Annotated in this window: 16 protein-coding genes and 1 pseudogene; 10 read left to right on the top strand and 7 right to left on the bottom strand. The window is 44.2% G+C overall.

Annotated features, from left to right (window positions below; genetic code table 11):
• Positions 1-262 precede the first annotated feature (262 nt).
• The 5 genes from L1286_RS00380 to L1286_RS00360 are packed head-to-tail and all read left to right on the top strand — an operon-like array spanning position 263 to position 11,092.
• Positions 263-796 carry a hypothetical protein gene (locus L1286_RS00380; RefSeq protein ID WP_235404909.1) on the top strand — a complete coding sequence of 178 codons (534 nt, stop codon included), beginning with the start codon at positions 263-265 and terminating at the stop codon, positions 794-796.
• Complete coding sequence (locus L1286_RS00375; protein WP_235404908.1) at positions 796-1,383, top strand: hypothetical protein; 588 nt, start codon at positions 796-798, stop codon at positions 1,381-1,383. Before L1286_RS00380 ends, L1286_RS00375 begins: the two co-directional genes overlap by 1 nt.
• A complete protein-coding gene (locus tag L1286_RS00370) occupies positions 1,364-1,831 on the top strand; it encodes a DUF6950 family protein (RefSeq protein WP_235405213.1) in 468 nt (155 codons plus the stop codon). The genes L1286_RS00375 and L1286_RS00370 overlap by 20 nt, the downstream gene beginning before the upstream one ends.
• On the top strand, positions 1,824-8,276 hold the full coding sequence (locus tag L1286_RS00365; protein WP_235404907.1) for a phage tail protein: 6,453 nt from the start codon (positions 1,824-1,826) through the stop codon (positions 8,274-8,276). Before L1286_RS00370 ends, L1286_RS00365 begins: the two co-directional genes overlap by 8 nt.
• A 5-nt stretch (positions 8,277-8,281) precedes the next feature.
• Positions 8,282-11,092 carry a hypothetical protein gene (locus L1286_RS00360; RefSeq protein WP_235404906.1) on the top strand — a complete coding sequence of 937 codons (2,811 nt, stop codon included), beginning with the start codon at positions 8,282-8,284 and terminating at the stop codon, positions 11,090-11,092.
• An 840-nt stretch (positions 11,093-11,932) separates the two neighbouring features.
• Here the strand turns inward: L1286_RS00360 and L1286_RS00355 are convergent.
• Positions 11,933-12,304 (bottom strand): hypothetical protein, encoded by a 372-nt coding sequence (locus L1286_RS00355; protein ID WP_235404905.1) that lies wholly within the window; start codon positions 12,302-12,304, stop codon positions 11,933-11,935.
• Between the two features lie 4 nt (positions 12,305-12,308).
• A complete protein-coding gene (locus L1286_RS00350) occupies positions 12,309-12,617 on the bottom strand; it encodes a monooxygenase (RefSeq protein ID WP_235404904.1) in 309 nt (102 codons plus the stop codon).
• 109 nt (positions 12,618-12,726) lie between these two features.
• On the opposite strand from L1286_RS00350, the gene L1286_RS00345 reads away from it, so the two are divergent.
• From L1286_RS00345 to L1286_RS00335, 3 genes are all read left to right on the top strand, one after another.
• Complete coding sequence (locus tag L1286_RS00345; protein WP_235404903.1) at positions 12,727-13,626, top strand: LysR family transcriptional regulator; 900 nt, start codon at positions 12,727-12,729, stop codon at positions 13,624-13,626.
• 438 nt (positions 13,627-14,064) lie between these two features.
• Positions 14,065-14,373 carry a hypothetical protein gene (locus L1286_RS00340; protein ID WP_235404902.1) on the top strand — a complete coding sequence of 103 codons (309 nt, stop codon included), beginning with the start codon at positions 14,065-14,067 and terminating at the stop codon, positions 14,371-14,373.
• A 602-nt stretch (positions 14,374-14,975) separates the two neighbouring features.
• Positions 14,976-15,272: a hypothetical protein gene (locus L1286_RS00335; RefSeq protein ID WP_235404901.1), complete on the top strand. Its 297-nt coding sequence runs from the start codon at positions 14,976-14,978 to the stop codon at positions 15,270-15,272.
• Positions 15,273-15,453: 181 nt separating this feature from the next.
• On the opposite strand, the pseudogene L1286_RS24275 reads toward L1286_RS00335, so the two are convergent.
• The 5 genes and pseudogenes from L1286_RS24275 to L1286_RS00315 form a co-directional block, all read right to left on the bottom strand.
• Positions 15,454-15,669: pseudogene (locus tag L1286_RS24275) on the bottom strand (Mor transcription activator family protein); the annotation flags it as partial.
• 83 nt (positions 15,670-15,752) lie between these two features.
• Positions 15,753-16,307, bottom strand: coding sequence for a hypothetical protein (locus L1286_RS00330; RefSeq protein ID WP_235404900.1), 555 nt, complete (start codon positions 16,305-16,307; stop codon positions 15,753-15,755).
• 246 nt (positions 16,308-16,553) lie between these two features.
• Positions 16,554-17,129 carry a hypothetical protein gene (locus L1286_RS00325; RefSeq protein WP_235404899.1) on the bottom strand — a complete coding sequence of 192 codons (576 nt, stop codon included), beginning with the start codon at positions 17,127-17,129 and terminating at the stop codon, positions 16,554-16,556.
• 424 nt (positions 17,130-17,553) lie between these two features.
• Entirely contained in the window at positions 17,554-17,745 is a 192-nt protein-coding gene (locus L1286_RS00320) for a hypothetical protein (RefSeq protein ID WP_235404898.1), read from the bottom strand.
• Positions 17,746-17,947: 202 nt separating this feature from the next.
• Positions 17,948-18,463, bottom strand: a complete 516-nt coding sequence (locus tag L1286_RS00315; RefSeq protein ID WP_235404897.1) for a hypothetical protein — start codon at positions 18,461-18,463, stop codon at positions 17,948-17,950.
• Between the two features lie 199 nt (positions 18,464-18,662).
• Here L1286_RS00315 and L1286_RS00310 point away from each other — a divergent pair, with 199 nt between their 5' ends.
• Both L1286_RS00310 and L1286_RS00305 read left to right on the top strand, forming a co-directional pair.
• Positions 18,663-19,976: a dicarboxylate/amino acid:cation symporter gene (locus tag L1286_RS00310; RefSeq protein WP_235404896.1), complete on the top strand. Its 1,314-nt coding sequence runs from the start codon at positions 18,663-18,665 to the stop codon at positions 19,974-19,976.
• A 103-nt stretch (positions 19,977-20,079) separates the two neighbouring features.
• A complete protein-coding gene (locus tag L1286_RS00305) occupies positions 20,080-20,970 on the top strand; it encodes a hypothetical protein (RefSeq protein ID WP_235404895.1) in 891 nt (296 codons plus the stop codon).
• The last annotated feature ends 44 nt before the right edge of the window (positions 20,971-21,014 follow it).

Below are 21,014 nucleotides of genomic sequence, written 5' to 3'. Positions count from 1 at the left end.
ATATGTAAACATAAGCTATTAAGAGTAAAAGGGAAAATACTGTTAAATTAAAGCGAAGCGGCTTCATGTATACTTTTGACATATTGGTGGGACTGACTTTCCACCACCTATGTAAAACATTTTCCACCTAATTTCCCGCGCCTAATTTTTTAAACTCGCTCACACAGTAAAGCAAAGAGCGATAAAAAATATGGAGCACCTTCCCCTACCTAAGCCCCCAAAACGTTGCGTTTTTCGGCTGGTTCCCAATAGTCATTTGCATGTGAGTAAAACCAATCATGCCTCTGAGGTCTATGACCTTGAGGGGGCGTATTGGGAATTTGAGATTGAGCTTGCCAATGTATCTGAGTCTGATGCTTTGGCGTTGGATGCGTTCTTGGCCAAGTGTCGTGGTTCGGTTGGCAAGTTTTTGTGTTATGACTATCGGTTTCTACAGGATGAGCTAGATAGTTTTGCCCGTGTTGTAGAGCCTTATCAAGATGGCAATGTGTTGAACGTATCTGGTTTGCCTGTGAATGGGGTGTATGCCAAAGCCGGTAATCGTATTCAGATTGGTGAGGGTGAAAACGCGGAGCTTAAAGTGTTGACTGCGGATGCGGTGGTTGATAGTTATGGCGCGTGTACGCTTGAGTTTGAATCGCCCATGCGCCAAATCCCTGCCAGTAATACCCCCGTCTATTTTAGACGCCCTGCTGGCGTGTTTCGTCTTTTGGACAACAAGCAAGGCTTAGCAGAGGCCCAGGTTAAAAACGGCTTTGTGACGTCTTGGAAAATCAAAGGTCGGGAGGCGTTTTAATGGAAGCGTTAAAACCTGATTTGGTGGCTGAGCTTGTCCATTGTCGCCCCCGTTACTTTGTGCGCTTGGCGTTTAATAGTGGTGATGTGTTATTGCATACTGGTGTTGGTGAGCGGCGCTTTTTGGGTCGCACCTGGCTTGGTCTTGGCATGCTTGGGCGCATTGGGGAAATTCCTGCCAATGATAAAAACGATGCGGCCCGTATTCGTTTGTCTTTGCACACCCAAAGTGATGCGATTTTGGGTGAGGTGGCCGAAAACGACCCCATTGGTGCGGGCGTTGAAATCTATTTGGTGACAGTCGATAAGCACTATCGGGTCAATCAATCCCAGCTCTTAGAAAGTGGCTATATCGTGGCGTGTGATGTTGAGCGTGGCCAAGTCAGTAAAGTGATGTTATCTGTGGCGGGCGAGTCTGAGCGCTGGAAGCAATCGCGGGTTCATCAGCGTTGGAATCACGCCACACAAATCGCCCTATATCCAGACGATAAGTTCTTTAGTGAGCACAGTGCGGCAACCAGTACGGTATTACCCGATACCCAACCTGGTTCCCCAGTGGGAGGCCGTGATGGTGTCCACCTGCCCTAATGCGTTTGCTAAATCTGGAACTCATAATACACGCCCCCTTGCCTTGCAGCGTTATTTAGATACATGCGAAGACAAAGCGTTTAATTGGGGCACATTTGATTGCTGTTTGTTTGTGGCCGATTGGTTGAATGTGGTCAATGGCGTGGACGTGGCCGCAGATTTTCGCGGGCGGTATAAAACCGCCATTGGCGCTAAGCGGCGGTTAACACGCTTGGGTTTTAATGATGTTCAAAGTGTGTTTAAACACCATTTAAAGCCCATTGAAGTTGCCTATGCCCAGCGCGGTGACATTGCTTTGGTTGAATTTGAAGGTGAGCTGGTGGGCGGCATTGTGTGTATGAACATCGTGTACTGCGTTACCAACATTGGCTTAAGTACACTAGAAATGAGCGCGGTCAGTTCTTGTTATGCTCAGGTGTTACCTGATTTGGGCGGTGCGCATGGGTAAGGTTGCAGACATTGCCAATGAGTTGGCGGACCCGATTTTTGGTTTAGGCGAAAAGATTTGGGATGAAACCGTGGGCGCGCTGTGGGATAGCTTGTCGCCAGATGTGCCAGAAACCGACTATGCAACACTGGCTAAGGGACTACAAAAAGGCATTGACCAGCCTCGGCGTATCACCTTTGGGCGTGACCGCGTAGGTGGCGTGATTGCCCATCAAGCCACCGTGGAGCGTGATGAAAAGAAATGGGTGCAGCTCATTGTGTTAATCAATGGTGCGCCCATTGATGCGCTAGAAGCAATCTACATTGCCAACAAGCCGCTTTCTGACTATCCCGAGGACAGTTGGGACTATGCCCTCTCGGATGGTAATCAAATGACTGCCAATGCGTTGGCGGTGTCTAAAATGGCAGGCTGGACACAAGCACACGTGGGGTTTGGTCAGGCTCATGTGTTTATTGAGCTTGAAAACAACCGAGAGGTATTCCCTGATGGGATATCCGACTGTGAGTTTTTAATTCGTGGCACCCGTCTTTGGGACCCGCGCGACAGCCAGCAACACCCCGATGACTCTGCTACTTGGGCATGGTCTCAAAATGCGGTGCTGTGTGCCCTGCACTATATTCGTTTTTATGGGGCGCACGAAGTCCCTTATCATCGCATTCCGCTTAATTGGTGGATAGCCGCAGCCAATGTCTGCGACGAACATGCCTTATATCAAGATGCGGATGGGGTGGATAGGTATGAGCCGCGCTACACCTGTAATGGCACCTTTCGTTTTACCAGTAAGCCCATTGAGATTTTAAATCAGTTAGAGCGCTGCTTTGCAGGCAAGATTTTTCGCCAGATGGGCCAATGGTTTGTGCGCGTCGGTGCCTGGTATGGCAATCCCACCTATACGATTAACCACTCTGATGTGATGGGTAACGTTAAAATCAAGTGGCATGCAGACTTGCGCGATAGGGCCAATATGGTGCGCGCCACCTTTACCGACCCTAACCAGCATTATGAGCGCACTGATGCCCCGCCAATACGGGCAGAAGGCTATATTGCAAAAGACAATCAGTTGCTTGAAGCAACGATTTCACTGCCCTTTGTAAGAAGTGCCACGACCGCCCAGCGCTTGGCTAAAATTCACTTAGAGCAAACGAGACTGGGTTCCATCGAGTTACCACTCAAGCATAAAGCGCTGCAAGCGGCTGTGGGTCGCACCGTGTATGTGGACTTACCCAAAGAGCACATCACTAAAAAGGTGTATCGCGTGGTGGGACGTAAGTTTCGTTTAGATGGCGGTATTACCCTCACCTGTATTGAAGACAGCCCGCTACTTTGGGCCGATGACTTAATCCCTGGAAGTTCAGATATCACCCCGAACAGTGACTATGTGACAGGACCGCCCTCGCCCATCATGAATGTGCAAGTTGTCGTGGATGTAGATGGCAATGGCATTGTGAAGTGGAGCCACCCAACCCCGTTGGCCGTGCACGAATACGATGTAGAGTACTATCAAAATAGCCTACGTATTTACCATGAAAATGTGACCTATACGCAGGCCGTAATTCCAAAGCTCGCCCTGGGCACCTACACCACCAAAGTGTATGCCAGGAACATTTTTGGTCAGCGCGCAGCGCCAGTGGCCATTCAATTTAGGGTATCCGCACCGGTTAACCCCGCACTCTCTGTGGTGGCGGACTATAACCAACTGACCCTCACCGCGACCTTACCTGCAATGGGGATTGGTACCCAGTTCGAATGGCAGTTCTTGGGCACGACGGCTATGCCAGAGCAAAGTCCCGCTGTATTTACGCAAATCTACACCCGCATTGGTCTGCAGCCTTTGACCGACTATCACTTTCAATGTCGTGCGGTGAACCATCTAGGCCACAGTAATTGGGTGCAGATATCCGCCGCCACAACCGATGTGGATTTAACAGATTTCATTAACGACATGCCACTGGCGAAGCTCAGCCAAGAAGCGCAGGACTTAATAAGCGACTTAAACACCCAAGTGGATAGATTGCGCCCTGAGACTGAAAACAACCTCCCTGCACTGGTTGCCAAAAACATTGCACAAATACAAGGTTTGGAAGACATCACCAAAGTTTTGGATGACACCATTATTGAGGGCATTCCGGCGCAAATTGTGTTGAACAAAGTCAAATTGGATGAAACTGCGTTGGCGGTAACCGACATGCAAAAAAGCGTGTTTGATGTGACGGCAGGCTATACGAACTTTAGGAATGAGTATGAGCGCAGGACGTTAAACAATGAGCGTTTAATTGATGCGGCGGTGTTTGTGGATGCGGAGTCTGGCACCATTGTAAATCGGGCGTTTTCATATACCGATACGCAATTTAGTGAAGCGGTGTCTTTGGTAGATGGCGCCCATGCGCGCATTAATTTTGAGTCTCGTAGGATAAAACAAGCAGAGGATAAATTGATTGATGCCAGTGCGCAAATCGCGCTGCAGGCAGGCCAGATTTTACAGCGCGCCACCTTCAGTGAAGTGAACGCCCAAATTGCCGGTGCCATGGCGGCGCTTACACCTGCCTACAGCTGGCAGTTTAATAGCAGCAGTGAGGGTTTTGCAGGCTTTGAAAGTCACCATGCGCTGGGGTATTTGGTGTGTAAAAGTACGCTCTTTAGCCCCGCCCTCTCGCTGGATACCATCGACAACCCCATGTTTAGGCTGCGCGTACGCAAACACCACAACAGCACCTGGCTTGGCCGCATTCAATTTCAGGGTGGCGCATTGTTTTTGCCCGAGCCTGTAAGTTTTGATTGGGAGGTCATCCAAATTGAGGCAACGGACACGGCGGGATATAGTGGTTTGCTCACGTGGCTGCAGTTTGAGCTGGGCCCATGTGACATCGACTTTATTGAAATTGGCAAACGCGGGGCCAATGATTTGGCCCTCAAAGACATCACCAGTCGCACCACTACCATCGAACACGAGCTCGATGCAGGCACAGGAAGGATGGCGCACTATGCCACCACGGCGTGGGTAGCCAATCAGGGTTTCCAAACTCAAAGTAACGTCCAAACACTCATAGACTCATTTAATACGCAATACAGTATTAGTGCCGTCCTACAGGAACTCAGTGACAATGACATCATCGTCAAAGCCAATGCGGCGCAGACTTGGGTAGATGGCGCAAATGCCACCATTCGAAATCAGGTTATCAGTTATCTCAATGAAGAGAATGGCGTAAATCAAAAGCTGGCCATGGCTGAGCAACACATTGATGCGCTGGCTGGGGAAATACAGCAATCCGTCACGCAAATACAAGGTATACACCTTGATTTAGCCGACAAAGATTTAAATCAGGTATTAGAGGCCTACAACCAGTTTTTACGTGACAAAGCGTTAGCTGAGCACGCAATGACGCTAGCCCATGCCAGCGACAAGCTAACCGCAGTCACCGATGAGGTCAGTGCGCTCTCCTCACAATCCACCCAGCTTATCGCGCTACACAATCAAAGCGCGGCCAGTATCGATATATTAGGCAAAGCCTTTGCTAATGCGCGCCAAGCAAACAGCGAGCACACCGAAACACTGCGCGCTGAGCTCATCCAAGCAAACCAACAAGCCATTGCAGAGGCTAAAGACTTTACCCGTGCCATGGTGGGATATTGTGTAGACAGCGATGGCAATCGAACCGATGAGCTGGATGCGGTTGCGTGCGAACTGGCTGGTCACACTTGGGTAGAGGGGCCGGTGGTAGCACGCTCAATGAGCCTAATGACTTTGATTGTAGATAGTCGAGGCTATCAAACCGCCAGTCAAGTAAGCCAGGCGATTAGCACCTTTGATGCTGTCTACGGTATCACCGCCGCCCTGCAATCCTTTTATGACAATGGCACACTGGAAAAAGCCAACGCCGCCGAGCGTTTTATCGCCGGCGCTGCTGGATATATCAAAGACCAAATTATCGTATTTAATGCCCAAGAAGATGGCGTGGATGAGCAGTTTGCCAATGTATCGAGCACACTCGATGCCATTCAAGGCGAGATAAACCAAAGTATTGTGCAAGTCCAAGGGCTACAACTTGGGGCGCAAGCAAAGAGCTTAGCGGAAGTTATCAGTGCCTATAACGCCCTACTTCAAAACAACGAGCTGCAGCAATTAGATATTAAACTCGCCCTGGCCCAAGATAAGCTCAAAGCCACCACCGATGAGCTTCAAAGTGTTGCCAGCCACACATTAGAGCTGGGGGCAATACATCAACAAAACAGCGCGGTTATCTCGTCCATCGCCATGGCCTTTGCCAATGAGCAACAAGCCAATGTCACGCGGGATGCACGCTTTGCCGCCTATACCCAAACAACCCACGCAGCATTTGAGGAAACGACCCAGCTAATATCAAATCTCGATTCTGCTATGGCGACCCAGCGCCAAGACTTAGTGGCCAAAATTGAACAAGACGACACGGCGACTTTAGCCAGTGCCATTACCTATACCCGCGCTGCCGTGGGTTATTGCATCGATGCACAAGGTAATCTCACCAATGAGACCGATGCGACCCTGTGTGTTGCTGCAGGCCATAACTGGGTTGATGGCCCACTCGCAGAATTTATTCGCAAACTCCAAATTGAAAATGCCAACGGTGACACAGCCAGTATTTCAGATATACGCCAAGCCTTTGAAACACAGGATGGCCGACTCATCGCACGCGGCGGGTTTTTGATTAACAACCAAGGGCGTGCAACGGGTATTGTGGGGTTAAACGATGGTCAAATTGGCAACCTTGATTTGATAGGCGATGTCATTCGCCAAGGTGTGATGGTCGGCGAGTCGTTTGTACCTACGTCCTATATTGACAACCGCGACCCACAAAACCCCGTACATGTGTTTCGTGGTCGCTTAGAGCTGGGTGATTTTGTGGTTGAGTCCGAAGACGATATTCGCGGACTTGATGGCAAAGATGGCCTCAACGGAAAAGATGGTCAACATGGCTTACCAGGGCCGCCAGGGCAAACCAAATATACGTGGCTGAAATACGCCGACAATGCAGAGGGGGCAGGTTTAAGCGATAGCCCCTTTAACAAAACGTATATGGGGCTTTCGTATAACAAAACCACTTACGTTGAATCTGATAACCCTGCCGATTATATCTGGTCAAAAATCCAAGGGGATAAAGGCCAAGATGGCACGGATGGTATTCCTGGGGAGCGTGGTGAAGACGGCCAAAGCCTCTATACCTGGGTAGCCTATAGCCAATATGCAAACGGCGCCAGTATGTATCAAGTACCGAATGACACCACCGAGTATATTGGCATCGCGGTCAATCAATCCACTGCCACAGAATCCACTAACCCCGCCGATTACACCTGGTCAAAGTTCAAAGGCGACCAAGGCATTCCTGGTGACAAAGGCGAGACAGGCGATGCAGGCCAAGACGGTCTACAGGGTGAACCAGGTGCACGCGGTGCGGGACGTTTTGTCAGTGCCACATCAACAGGCGCTTGGTCAGACGCCCTCGCCCACGGAGCCTGTGCAGGTGGTCATGCGGTACACTACGATGTGGTGACGCTCTACAAAGTCGATGACCCCAGCATACAAACCACCAAAAGCTGGGACGGTCAGCGTTGGCAGGCTTTTGCGCTCCATATTCATGGCAATCAATTGGTCGATGGTACAGTCATTGCCAATGAACTGGCTGCCGCCGTTGGCACTTTCAGCGGGCGTATTCGCGTTTATGCCCCCAATGCCGAGAGTGACTTAATCAATATCGCAACGCACCGAAACGGCCGAGCCGGTATGATTTTTAATTCTGGCAACTCAACCATGGCCACTGCGCTGACACTCAATAGCACACATGGCAATGGCCTTGAAGTCAGCGGTGGTTTTAATGCTATTCGTGCATCAGGCACAGGCAATGTCATCGAAGTGCGGGCAAACAACACGACATCTACCGCCCTTTGGACACCGCTAAAACTCTATGCAGCCAAAGGCTACACCCCGTTTACGGGAATGCATGAAGGATTGGTACAAAAAGGCACTCAACTGGTACCAGGCGACATCGTCTGTGATAGCAAGCTGATTAATATTGCCGATATGTCTAATGCCATATGTGAAATGGCACGTGCAACACACGCCAATCAGCGCACTGTACGTGGTGTGTTTATCGCACGCAGAGCGCTCACCGCAGACACTTTACCCGCGGGGCTGAGCGGTTTTAAGGGCGCGCAGCGGTTCAATACACTCAAAGCCACCCATGACGTCATCGAGTTTAACGCCCTAGGTGAAGGTGTACTCAATGTGTGCGGCCAAGGCGGCGATATTGAAGCGGGCGATTATCTCTGCTCTAGCGATATGCCAGGCAAAGGCATGCGTCAAGCTGACCAGAGTGTTGAGCGCCCCTACTCCCTTGCTCAAGCACGCCACAGCGTGACATTCACCTCATCAACACACATCAAAAAAATTGCAGTCATCTACTTACGAGGATAATAACAATGACCTGGTTTAACTCTGCTAATTCAAATGCCACCAACGGCAGTAACATCGTCAAAATCAACGACAATCAAAGTGTGGCCAACATTCGTGCAAGTGATGCGCTGGTGCTCGGTGCTTTCGCGCCCGTTGAAATCGCCAAAGCGTATATCACCACACATGGCACGTTTGTCGAGCTCATAAAACCTTGGCCCAATGCCACCCAAAACCAAGTGCCTTGCGTGGTTCTACCCACCTCAGGGGATTTTAATGCGGCGGTTTTAGCACTCAATAATGCCTCCAAAATGGTCAACGACAATTACAAGGCCATGATTGATTGGCAAACGAAAACGGGGGTTGTTGAGTTCAGCGATTTGGAAGGCAACACGCACAGCGTTAAAACACTGCACCAAATGCAAAGTGAGATAGATATCGCCAACCCCTACCCGTGGGCCATGCGCAAAAGTGAGTTTGAAGCGAGACGGCAGCAAAATTTAGACAGGTATGTGGCCAGTGGTTTTGTTTCTATGGGCAATCACAATACCTACCCCCCTAGAAAATCCATTGCAAGCGGTCTATCAACAAGTCCAGATAATCCAAATTGTTTAGAGTTAGGGGCACATGGCTCAGTTCTATCTAATAGCTCAAAAACCGACTACCCAAGATTAGTCATGAGCGGCGTTATGTTCGATGTAGTCAATATATCTAGTAACAGTAATGTGGGCAGTCTAATTAAGTTTCCCCCCGCTGAGGATGGCTGCCGTACTTACGATAGCACGACAGGCTCGATAGTGATACATAGCTCATCGAGTGTGGCCTTTGCCTCCCAGACACAGACCAATCGCGTGGTCATTACGCGAATTGATATGTGGGGCTTTGAAGCGTTTGCCCGCGAAATCACAAATGAAGATCCATTTGTTTATCAATACGGTCTAGTTCAAAGCATGGCAAGCAAAATTAACGGTGTATCAACCAACCTTGATAATGTTCGGCCCGACCCATATTTTGCTTGGTTCGAAGGCGATGATGGCAGTCGAGGTAAAGGGGTTAACTGGATGACGGCAACAGATGAAGAACGCCGAGCGATTGCATGCGACCCTAAAAATAACATTTACTTTGATGACACTAAGGGGACTTTTTATCAGTGGTGCTTGCGCGGTCGCAGCTTTGCCGGTGCAGGCAATGGTGACTGGCAGTGGTTGGGTTCTCAAGGCTTAATCGGTGAGGGCAACAATTTGAGTTTTCAGTACCCCGTATCTATTGTTCAGCCTATGGGGCATAGAGATAACGTACCTACGTTTGTTCAATCAGCGGTGCATGGTTATAACTCAATGGTGTATGCCAATTACAACAGAACGAATGAGTATAACTCAAACGGACTTTTTTATGACCGGTATTCAAACGGCTGTTTTTTGGTGTGTGGCACTGCAAACCGGCTGAACACCGGTGTTTATCATATTTCACACAACCCCTTTGGCGCTGCTTTGGCTGCTGATGGTGAATCCTACGAACGTACAGGCCATGTGCTTGCAAACACAGCAGATTGCTTTAATAGTGCTGCTATTCAGTTGGGAGCTGGCACAATTGCGAGCGCAACAAGCGGTCGCCCAGATGAGCGGTATTACGATGTAATATATGCAAGTGGCTACGGTGGTGTTTGCAGGGATATGCGTTACAGCGCGCATGGAGTTACCCTGACTGAGATGGCCAAGTTAGATTTAAAGGTGAAGTCTGGCGTGTTTAGAGGAGTTGAAAAAGTACGCCAGTTTGGTCCCAAATCGCTGAGTAGCAACGTATATTTCTCTGATGAAAATCAGCCTGACTTTATCGTATATGGTTCAAATATATTGGATAGCAATGCTTTGAAGATTGGGGACCCTATCTGGACAAAGCCAGTTGGTACCAGCAAGTTTTATGCTGCAATAATAACTGGCGCCCATCCAACTTATATCACGGCCAGATTACTTGATGGCCAAAGCCATCCAATTCACGATGGTGCGTCAGCTGCTACGGCGATAGCATCTGAATACTGGTTGCCAAGCTATATCGAAACCTCTATTGCTGGAGAATATACGCATATAGACGTGATTGGCCAGCCTGAAAATATTCTACAGTATGATGATTTAAAATTTGGTTGGACTGGTGGCTTTGTGGCTAAACTGCCTGACAATTCGACGGGTTATACATTGTCTAAGACTTATCTCAACCACTACCCTCGTATCTTTACAACAGACAATGGTGTGACTTGGCAATCATTTAACCCAACAATCGATGCAGTAGAGAACCAAGATATATCTAGCATTGCGCCGAGTGTGGTGGCGATTCAGGCATACATATCTCAGTCAGCGATGGTTGTGCCAGTATCCGCATCTGGGATTGTGTACGGCGGCGAATTAGGCATTGGCAGTGTTACGATGGGCGCATGGAACAGAACTGATTTTGGTGGCCTACTTTGCCACAACTTGATAGGTAAACGCCCAAACAGAAAGTCTGGTGATATATATCGAGTCGAGAAGCTCACCACTGCGACTGTCTCACCTAGCTGGGGGTCTTTGTGGAGCGAAGCGCTTGTAGCACCTAAACACACGCCATGTAGTATGAGCGGCCATGCGGGTGCCAGTGGTTTCAAAGCATTGAACTATTTTATTGAAGAGAATGGCCAAGCTTTCATTAATTATGCCTTTACGGAGTTACGCCACAATGGCACTGATTGGGGCGATGATGGGCAAATTCATATCACAAATGGGCAAGGCACAATGGTAGATAGTAATGGAGCGAATGTTGTCTTTGGCACTGCACAAACGGTTGAGACGTTGGGATGGTTAAAGAGTTAAAGTTAGTGTAACTAATTCGCTGAACATGCTTAATTTTGGGATATTTAACATAATTAGTATTTGTATGAGCTTGAACTGTCAGATTAGTAAACTTAATAACATGATCCGCTCAATGACTAAACTCAATTATTTAATCGATACTATAAGAAAAGACGCCTACTTTGGCGTCCTTCAAGTCAAGCTTGTTTACGAGATGCTTTGAAAAATCCAGCTTCGTTAAATAAATTAATGAAACTAGTCCAAAAATTACTCATTGGCAATTTGGTTATTTAAGCAATTCATAACAAGCCTGAAGCTATCCTTATTTGTAATTAACGCTTCAGGTAATGAGCAAAATTTAGCGGAGTCTAAATTCAAGCGCTGTTTTATCCAGTTTCAAAGCGCGCGTTACACCAGTGTCGTTCTTTTCAAAAGTGTAACAACTTGTCTTAAGCGATAAATGTAAGGGGCCGTTTATTTCTAGATTCAACCCAATTATGAAACTCAACTTTCAATTCCTCTGAAAGCCCCATAAATACTGGACCTCATAAATTTTCGAGCCAAAATCCCAAAAACAAAGAACACTTTTGTTTTTAGACAAACCCCGCTCATTCCTGCTTACAATACGTTTAGAATTAGACCAATATTCGCCGTTTTTAAAAGTGTTTAAACGCCCTTTGAATAAGCATTAAACATCGATTTGTTTAACCGCAACAACTCGATTCATATCTGTGCTCGCTCTGTGAGAGATTGGAGCAACGCTATTGAGTAAAGTGTTTCCACCTAAAAATTCAATTAGTACTGTTACAATCCCACACTCGAAATGATAAAGCCCACTTATCAACCTCGTGGGCTATGATATTATTGTTTTTTTAATTGAAGAAAAGTGATAACACTAACTAATAAAAAGAATGCGGGGTCGCTCCAACCAAAACCCGATAACGCGCCTGTTATACCAGCATATGTTGTGATAAACACACCCAATATATTTGTAAGTAGTAGTGCTTTGAACAGTTGTTTGGCTGACTTACCCGATTCAATGTCACGTAGCATAAAGCTAACCGCTGCAATCCCCCCTAAAAAGATTGATGTATGCTGGGAAAGAAACAGGGCATACTGGTCGTTGATCTGCACCCCATACATAGGCCACAACATTGTGGGAACAAAGAACAAAGCAATTGCAAACATCATATATATAATGCCATGAACGATTAAGAAATTACGGTTAGTCATAACATTACCTTCCAATTGGACCTTGATTGATATTAGTCAATGGTCCGTTAATATCAAAAATGTGCCCTCGTACTTCAGCGATCCCCATTTTTTTTAAGCGTGCTGAATGCATTTCTAAATAAGCTTGCGCTGATTCCTCATCTTCGAAAAGGTAGATACCACCGGCTAATTTCTCTGCAGCCTTTTCAGTCCAAATTTTCCAGATCATACCGGGTTCATTGTTAATAGACTTTGCAATTTCTACCAATCTGTTCGACAAATCTTCGCCAAATGGCCCATCAAACTCAAAATCTACTTGAAGTAATTTAGTCATTTTAATTCTCCTACAAATTATTGACTCTTTTTAGATAGGCTCATTATTATCTTTATTAAATCGACATCACAGTTCATAATATTGCCAATAACTGTCTAAAAAACTGACCATGAGATTAAAAACAACTCTAGAACAGTGGCAAACATTGCAAGCCATAGAGGAAGCTGGCAGCATTCAAGCTGCAGCTATTACGCTCAATAAAAGTCACACTACGCTAATCTATTCAGTAAAAAAACTTGAAGACCAACTCAGTATAAAATTGATAGAAGTTAAAGGACGTAAAGCGAGACTAACTGAATACGGTCAAACTATGTTACGGCGAGCTCAATCCATGCTAGATCAGGCTCGTGAATTGGAAGTGATTAGTGAACAATTAAATAGCGGCGTTGAGTCACAAATTACGGTTGCAATAGACCACCTATGCGACCCTACTTGGTTATATAATCCGCTTGGCAAATTCCTAGCTAAGAATAGCACAACGTCAGTGCAAGTTGTTGAAACCTCATTGAGTAAAACGACAGAAATGGTGGTGAATGAAATTGCAGACATAGCTATTATTAATGTCCCTATCACCAATTTCTCTGCTGAAGCGTTCGGAGTAACGACCATGTTACCCGTTATTGCTGCTGATCATCCTTTAGCATTGCGAGAAAGCGTATCAATTGGGGATTTTGCTACTATCAGCCAGATTGTAGTGCGAGATTTGGGTGAATTAGACGGACTAAAGAAAAATGTTGGCTGGTTGAGAGCACATCAACGCGTAACGGTCGATAACTTTGATCATGCATTCAGAGCAGTTGAGCAAGGGGCTGGCTTTTGTCGTCTTCCTAAACACCTTATTCAGCAACGTCAATCCAAAAAGATTAAGGTCATAAACCTTGAGTACTCCAATCAATACCAAGTTGGACTGCATCTCACACTCCCCAAAGCTGCAAAAAGTGGTTTGGCAACTAGAGCGCTATATCAAACATTACTTGCTAGTGCTGCATCTCGCCAATTAGGTATTTGAGTGGCCGTTGGTCACTCAAATCTGACTTGATACTAAAAAGAAAAGTCATTAAAAGTACTGAACCAACCAAGTCCAATTTTAAATGCTTTTTATCTATTTTCAGAACGCGCTTTACAGCTAGTCTGGTAAATTAGGAGTGGAAAGTTAGGTGTAAAATGTTTGACGGTGCTTTGAGGCAAAACCGATATATTAGGCTAAAGCAAAAATTAGGCAGCCGCAACCCTCGTTTTTCGATTACAATGTTTAGCAATGCTCCAAATTGGATATTTGGCTAACTCATTCCTTGCCCCAAAATGTGTTTAGTCGAATGCCTCAAAGAATGGCGGACATTAGAAAATTATTTTTAAAGCACTTATCTTATGCCCAGTTGTTTTGTGTTTCTTCTATAGTCAAGAAAACGACCCATTGGGTCGTTATTAAATTGTTATGAGTACATGAATGAATAGACTATTCGGCAACAACGTAGTAAAAATTGAAGCACCTCAAGATAGAAGTGAACTCAAGTTTGTCGTACTTGAAAACGATACTGATTTCGATACTATTAATGTTCGTTTTTATAACTCTGACAATTCACCAATCACAATCGACTTCTCTCATTTATCAATTGCAATGCTTTTCGATCCTGAGAGGTACTCAATGAGTTTAGGTGAATTTGAATATGTAAAATCAATTGATAATGGTTTTGAGGTGTTTGGTGATTTTGGAATTATTTGGGTATATTGTGACTCAAGTTCACCAAAGCTGTAAGTACTCATAACAAGCAGTTAAAGGATTGGACGTTATACGATTATAGATGTATCCAGAAATTACTGAAACCCAACTGAGGGTAACTTATGATAAGTTACCTTGGATACTGTATTGTTTGATCTGGGCGGGTTACTTTTCTTCCTTATACTATTTAAACTTATTCTAGCCAGATAGCTGTTTTTTCGTTTTTTCTAGTAATTTTAATATTTTTATTTTTGTATATATCAATTTTTACAACACGTTTCATAAAAAAAGGAAATGCTCACTGTTTACTCTATAAAGAAATAAATATTAAAAAATTAAGAGGTGTATCAAAAATATGATGATATTAAAAAGAACATAATTGATGAAATATCGGGTGATTGTTCAGATGACTATGAGTTTATATTCAAGTTTTCTAAAGGGAAATTAAATCGTGGTAGAGACATTGATAGGAATAAAGTTGTTAAAAGGTATAATCAGGTTAATAGGTTTATAAAAACACCGTATAACAAACGCTTTAAACAAAAGGACGCTAAGCAGCAGGCTAGTGCTCCTTCGTCGCTAATTTTAGCCAAGCATTTTACGCCGCTTAGGCGTGAGTTATACATCAAGAGTAAGAAATGAAATTTAGTCTTAATTTCTTAAATTTAGAAGCTCAGGAATTCTGCGAAAAAATTGTCAATGAAATGGTTTCATTATTTGGCATAACTGAAGCAGAGGCTATTGCCAGGGTAAATTTTCAGTGGGCGCACATAGAAAGTATTGGAGGCCACGAAGAATTGATTTACCACGAGGATGAAGTGTTCTGGGCGAATGATATATACTTTGGGCCGGAAGCATACTGGTGGCTTGGGGACAACGCTCGCTCAGAAATGGGCTTGCCAAAACTCATCCCAAAAGAAATAAAAAATGCATAACAAGTTTGTCAACAGGATATGTATTGCTACACTCCGTTTTGCGGTGGCTACGCCACTCTACCGCAAAACTCCACTACGCAACAAATGCTTGTTACAAAGGCGTTAAGAACGACCGCTTCTGGCTCAAGTAAGAATCAAAGAAAACAGCCCCCACACCTAACAACGAAGGCTGATCACTAATCTACAACTTCAACTCCATTTGCTTATGCGCATCGCCAACTAAAATCGGTACACCATCAGCTTCGGAGGTCACTATTAAGTTGATTATTTGTCTGGTCAACTTATAGCGCCTTACTAAATTTTGGACTGAAGCGCCCTGCTTAAACTCCTGTCTTATCTTGATGTTTCTTAGCTGGATTAAAATCTTGTCCAACTTTGGTATTTGGTAAGTACTACCCGTATGGTTACAACACCTTTATGATTACGCGGGTCTAAAACTAACGCCTGCCATGCTGTTGGTGTCATGCCATACTTGTTTTGTTATATTGGTTTATCAAATTTATCGATATTTATTACGTTATATTCGATTTTATGTACGGAGTGTAAGTATGACGACAAGCTGTCAAGGCACATTGAACCAAAATATTCAAGCGACAGAGTTGGCTGAGTATTGGAGATAAACGCCCAAGTAATATCTTCGTCACTATCTCCGGCATCCTTAACTTTTTTTTCTATTAGCACTAAATCGGTTAAATTTAAGGTATAGCTTTCTTGAAGCTCTGCACTAGGTGATATGAACTTAATAACACCACTCTCTACTGAGATGACCCAATCTGCATTAGCCCTAATTTCTTTGATTCCTCGATGGAAAAGAAGCCCGCAAAATAAAACAATAAATAGTTGGAAAAATGAATATAAAGCGAATGCACCCCAGAATTTGCCCATCTTATAACTAGATTCTACAATAATTTCGAGTGTTCCATTTACATTGCATATGTATAGGAGAAACGATGAGAACAATACAAATAAAAATGTCCCCCCTTTGAGCATGTCTATGCCGATTTCCCTTGATGATTCAATTTCCTTGTAATTCAATACCAGCTCCGAAATTAAATATAACAGTTTGTTAACTAGACTTTGTAAGATTGCAACTACGGTAAATAAAGATTCGATCTATGAGAAAAGCATTCTAAACCAGACAACAAGAAGTATAAACTAATTGAAGTAGAAAAACGTTTTTTACTTATTGCAGACATTTAAAGTTAACCGATACTTAAAAATAAAATATTGTGCATGATTTAAATGGTTTTAACTTTAAATCGCTTGTTACATATTTCTGAATTAATTAACGCTAAAATCTTTGTACATCGTTAAGGCTTTGCTGGTGCAATGCTCTATTTTTCTCTTAGATTGTTTAATGAGTTCAATCATTGGATGTCCATACCCATAAAAAGACCAAGCATTAAAATTATTCTGGCCATCCTTTGAGCTTAAATAATAGCGAGTACCGTGCAATACAACTACGCCCTCTGGGTTGTCAAAAGCATGCACCAGCGGGATCTGAGCTCTTGATAGTGTTGCGAGTAGCTTTTTTGCGCCTGAGCATTCGTTAATCGACATCTTAATAACGCAAGACTTTTCGTTATCTCCATACGCAACCAAAAAGTATGGCTCACCTTTGTGTGAAATCAGGTCCATTCCAGAACTTATTGTGACCAAAAATGCTGGCCCCTTCCCATTATCAGGTTGATATCCGAACCTTACACTGGACACCGGCATCTCGCTGTAGTACGCAATAGAAGGCCAAAATAGCGCTTTGTTTTGGCAACCAGTCTCGTTTGGCTCCCAGTCCCAGTCTATTTGTGTGGTAGAACAACTAGCTAATAGCATTACTATTGGAATGAATAAAAGCTTCATCTAACTCCTCCTGGCTTATGATGCTTAATAAACTTCGATAAATCTTTGTAAACACTCTCTTCATATTTCGTGCTGATATGAATTAACTTATTTGAATATGACTAACTTCCTAGCGATTTGTGCCTACTATAGTTATGGAAAATGGTGCGCTATATCGGTATGAGTTGCAACATGAGGCCGTATGGTTAGCAACGCGCTGGAATCAAATGATAGTGTTGTTTAATAGTAAAACGCTACGCAATGTGATTAAACTGCGTGACAAAATGCACAAATGGCATTGTGTATAATTTTTAGTCGGGTTTAACTTTGCATCTGTGAGTTGTATAAAATAAACCCAAATTGTAGGTCGTTAACAAAACATCCGTGCACCTTAAAATAAAAAGTGAAAGCAAGCCATGTTTTTAGGTCGCTTGCAAAGTGTGTATTACAACATATGCATTACCAGTTGCACGATTCCCACAAAGGACATCAGCAAACCAGCAGTGACCACCAGCTTCATGATACTGGTATTTTCACGACTGCCAAGGGTGGGAAATAATTTACCTGAGCCAAACAAAGAAATTGTTACGCCACTGGTTAAGAGAATAATGCCATCTAAAACATTGTTATAGTCCATTGATAAACCTAATCCTAAAAGTTCAATTAATACAATATTAAACGATGCCGCGTCATGTCAATAATATTGCATATTCGAACAGTTTTAATGGCATGACAAGGCTTATTACCGCTTTTTTACTCGGGTCGTATTTCTGTACGGATGTTTCTAACCGCGCCGACTTGCGTTATTTTCTAAAGTCGACACGAACATGTCTACATTTTTATCGTAAATAGGAAACCAAAGAAAGGTTTATGCCATAAGAGCAGTGGTTCGGCCAAGTACCAAGATGTGCAGTATTTGCTTCCCACTTTATTTCAAACTTACCGTTTGTAATAGGAACCCAAGTTGAGTGTGCGGATCGCTGACCAGAGCCAAGTGCCGCCTCAATGGTTTGCCCGATGTATCCATAATTATGCGTTTCGCCGGCATTCCTGTATGCAATGGTTAAATTGCAAGTTTGTGGCTGAGTGCCATGGGTAATCAACAAATTACCAGATAGATAAATTGCAGTCGTATCAGCTGGCACAATGTCTGATACATCCACTTGTGACCATTGCCCTTCTGGGTGTTTGACCGTTCCCGCGCCAGTATAAGTGTTGATAAATACGGGTGGATTGCTTTGTGTAGGGCTGTGCTTTACCACACCCATTACGGTGCCTTCCACAAAATCACTGGCCAAAAGAAAAGTCGGTGCAGTAAGCAGCATGCTGAGTGATAACATTTTAAATTTCATCATTTTCCTTATGTATATAAGTTGTTCATTAAGTCAGGGGGCGGATATAACTAAACAAAGAGTTCATAAATTCGCCAGTGTGAACGTTAATATATTGTAATATTTTGGCATTGTGAATAACGTGAAAGATTTGATGATCATCAATTTTTACCTAGAGTGCAGCTGTTAAGATCACGGAGAACTAGGCTAAAGGGACAGAGTCATGCAAAGATTAAAGCGTGTGCTATTTGATAAAAAACTACTTTGGTTACAGATTCTGATTGCATTAACGTTGGGCGTTACAATTGGGCTAACGCTGTCTCCTAAGGGAGCTGCGTTTCTCGGACAACAAGAGGCAGAACAAGTTGCGCAATGGGTCGCTTTACCAGGCAAATTATTTTTGGCTTTGATCCAAATGGTGGTGATTCCGTTAGTGATGTCATCAATCATATTGGGTATTGCGGGCAATCAAGATACGCAGTTTTTAAAGAAAGTGGGCTTGCGGATCTTTCCCTACTTTGTGGCAACGACAATAATTTCTGTGACCATTGGCGTGATGGTTGTGAGTGTGTTTACCCCAGGCTTGTATGTCGATAGTCAACTACTAACCAATTTGGGCGTGAGCACCCATGACATTAACTCGGTGTCTGCTGTGACCGTGAGTATCCCTGAACGAGTTGCGGCGATGATACCAGCTAACTTTACCCAATCGACACTGGATAAAGACATGTTTGCCGTTGTGATGTACGCCGGTTTTATTGGCGTCGCGTTAACAACACTCGTGGTAAAACAAAAGCGACTGCTGCTCGATCTGACGCAAGCTGTACAGTCATTGTCACTTAAAATCGTAAATTGGGCGATGCGCCTTGCCCCTTTGGCCGTGTTTGGTTTGTTGTGTGACATTACCATTCGTATTGGTATAGATGCCTTGGTGGGTGTATCCGCATATGTTGGCACTGTGATAGTCGGTCTACTTATTTTACTGTTGGTTTACCTGCTGTTGGTGAGCGTCTTCGGTCGCATAAATCCTTGGGAATTCATAAAGTCGGTTAAAGAGGCACAGCTACTGGCTTTTTCAACATCCAGTTCTGCGGCTGTGATGCCGCTATCTATGCAGATTGCAGCGCATAAGCTACGCGTTAAAAAACCGATCGTACAGTTTATTGTGCCGCTTGGTGCGACCATAAATATGGATGGCACTGCGCTATACCAAGTAATCGCAGCACTCTTTTTGACACAAGTTTTCGGGATTACCTTGAGTGATAGTCAAATTGCGATGCTCATGCTGACTACGGTTGGCGCCTCTATCGGCTCACCTAGTACGCCTGGCGTCGGCATTGTTATTCTGGCTTCTGTCCTTGCTAGCTTTGGCATCCCCCCATCAGGGATTGCATTGATACTCGGGGTGGACCGTATTTTAGATATGTGTAGAACAACATTAAATGTCACGGGTGACCTCACGGCCTGTGTCGTGATGAATCGTTGGCTTGATAAACATGTTGAATTAGAGTGTGATAAAGCAAGCACTGCGCTATAGTGCTAACGTGCGTTCGCATCTGAAGGTGGCGCTTAATTGGTTCACCTTTTTTGTTTTTACACTACACTTAAGGTGGAATATTTTAGTACAGAGGAAAGCTTGATTGGGATGGTTTGACAAAATACAGCGAATGACTGTGGTGCTGTTTTGTATTTGTTTTAATACGCATGCTGCTCAAAAAGTACATATTTACTTAGATGACCAGCTCGATTTTGAGCTATTCAGTGATTCAAATAGCACACCAGAAAATATAGCAGGGGCGACCAACAAGCTGGTATTTTCTAGTCTGGGCGACAGCACAAAAGTCGTGTTCGCCAAAGCAAGTCTAAATCGCACAATCAAGTTAATGGAAAGTGTCAACTACCCTGCATGCACTGTCAATAAAATCAGTACCAGCCATCGTAAATCTAAATTTCTATTTAGCTTGCCTGTAAATTTTTATTGGTCTCATAAGTTGTACACATATAACAATAATATTGCGAATATGGCGGCAACACTTAACCCTCGTGGAGAAATAAAGTCTTTACCCGACTTATTTAAAGAGTTTCGTAATAAGGTGATAGTCATTGCAGACAACTTTTCTTATGGCGATTTTTTAGATGCGCAGTTAAAACAAGTCGATCGCCATAATTTAGTTGTTAGAGGAGGAAGTGACCACTATGAAACGGTCCATAGAATGTTCATTCTAGGCAGAGTGGACTTTTTACTGAGCTACCCCGCAGAATTTCATCGATACAGTAACAATCAGGTATTACCTGTCAAATCTTACCATATTGCTGGTGCCCCAAAAGTCGTGATCGGGCATATCATGTGCAACGATAACGCGCAGAGTAAAAAATTCATCGATAAAGTAAATGACGTTTTGATGGATCTATACTTGAGTCAGGAGTTTGTTGAGGCGCATACAGACTTTTTGCCGGCAAGTGAACACAATGCCCTCGATGCTTATATTAAGTCGTATTACCAAACTACCGTAATCAAAAGTAATAGTTAACGTCAGTAAAGTAATGCATCAATCGACAAGCTAAACATATGGGC

Source organism: Pseudoalteromonas sp. SMS1, assembly GCF_021530565.1.
In the GTDB taxonomy this organism is placed as follows: Bacteria; Pseudomonadota; Gammaproteobacteria; order Enterobacterales; family Alteromonadaceae; genus Pseudoalteromonas.
Note: the sequence above shows the minus strand (reverse complement) of the source record. Positions and strands in the feature narration are given on the sequence as shown.

What these genes read in the sequence shown, in the direction of transcription:
- L1286_RS00375 (WP_235404908.1), top strand. Translation starts at nt 796, where the DNA reads ATGGAAGCGTTAAAACCTGATTTGGTGGCTGAGCTTGTCCATTGTCGC.
- L1286_RS00370 (WP_235405213.1), top strand. Translation starts at nt 1,364, where the DNA reads ATGGTGTCCACCTGCCCTAATGCGTTTGCTAAATCTGGAACTCATAAT.
- L1286_RS00365 (WP_235404907.1), top strand. Translation starts at nt 1,824, where the DNA reads ATGGGTAAGGTTGCAGACATTGCCAATGAGTTGGCGGACCCGATTTTT.
- L1286_RS00360 (WP_235404906.1), top strand. Translation starts at nt 8,282, where the DNA reads ATGACCTGGTTTAACTCTGCTAATTCAAATGCCACCAACGGCAGTAAC.
- L1286_RS00355 (WP_235404905.1), bottom strand. Translation starts at nt 12,304, where the DNA reads ATGACTAACCGTAATTTCTTAATCGTTCATGGCATTATATATATGATG.
- L1286_RS00350 (WP_235404904.1), bottom strand. Translation starts at nt 12,617, where the DNA reads ATGACTAAATTACTTCAAGTAGATTTTGAGTTTGATGGGCCATTTGGC.
- L1286_RS00345 (WP_235404903.1), top strand. Translation starts at nt 12,727, where the DNA reads ATGAGATTAAAAACAACTCTAGAACAGTGGCAAACATTGCAAGCCATA.
- L1286_RS00340 (WP_235404902.1), top strand. Translation starts at nt 14,065, where the DNA reads ATGAATAGACTATTCGGCAACAACGTAGTAAAAATTGAAGCACCTCAA.
- L1286_RS00335 (WP_235404901.1), top strand. Translation starts at nt 14,976, where the DNA reads ATGAAATTTAGTCTTAATTTCTTAAATTTAGAAGCTCAGGAATTCTGC.
- L1286_RS00325 (WP_235404899.1), bottom strand. Translation starts at nt 17,129, where the DNA reads ATGAAGCTTTTATTCATTCCAATAGTAATGCTATTAGCTAGTTGTTCT.
- L1286_RS00320 (WP_235404898.1), bottom strand. Translation starts at nt 17,745, where the DNA reads ATGGACTATAACAATGTTTTAGATGGCATTATTCTCTTAACCAGTGGC.
- L1286_RS00315 (WP_235404897.1), bottom strand. Translation starts at nt 18,463, where the DNA reads ATGATGAAATTTAAAATGTTATCACTCAGCATGCTGCTTACTGCACCG.
- L1286_RS00310 (WP_235404896.1), top strand. Translation starts at nt 18,663, where the DNA reads ATGCAAAGATTAAAGCGTGTGCTATTTGATAAAAAACTACTTTGGTTA.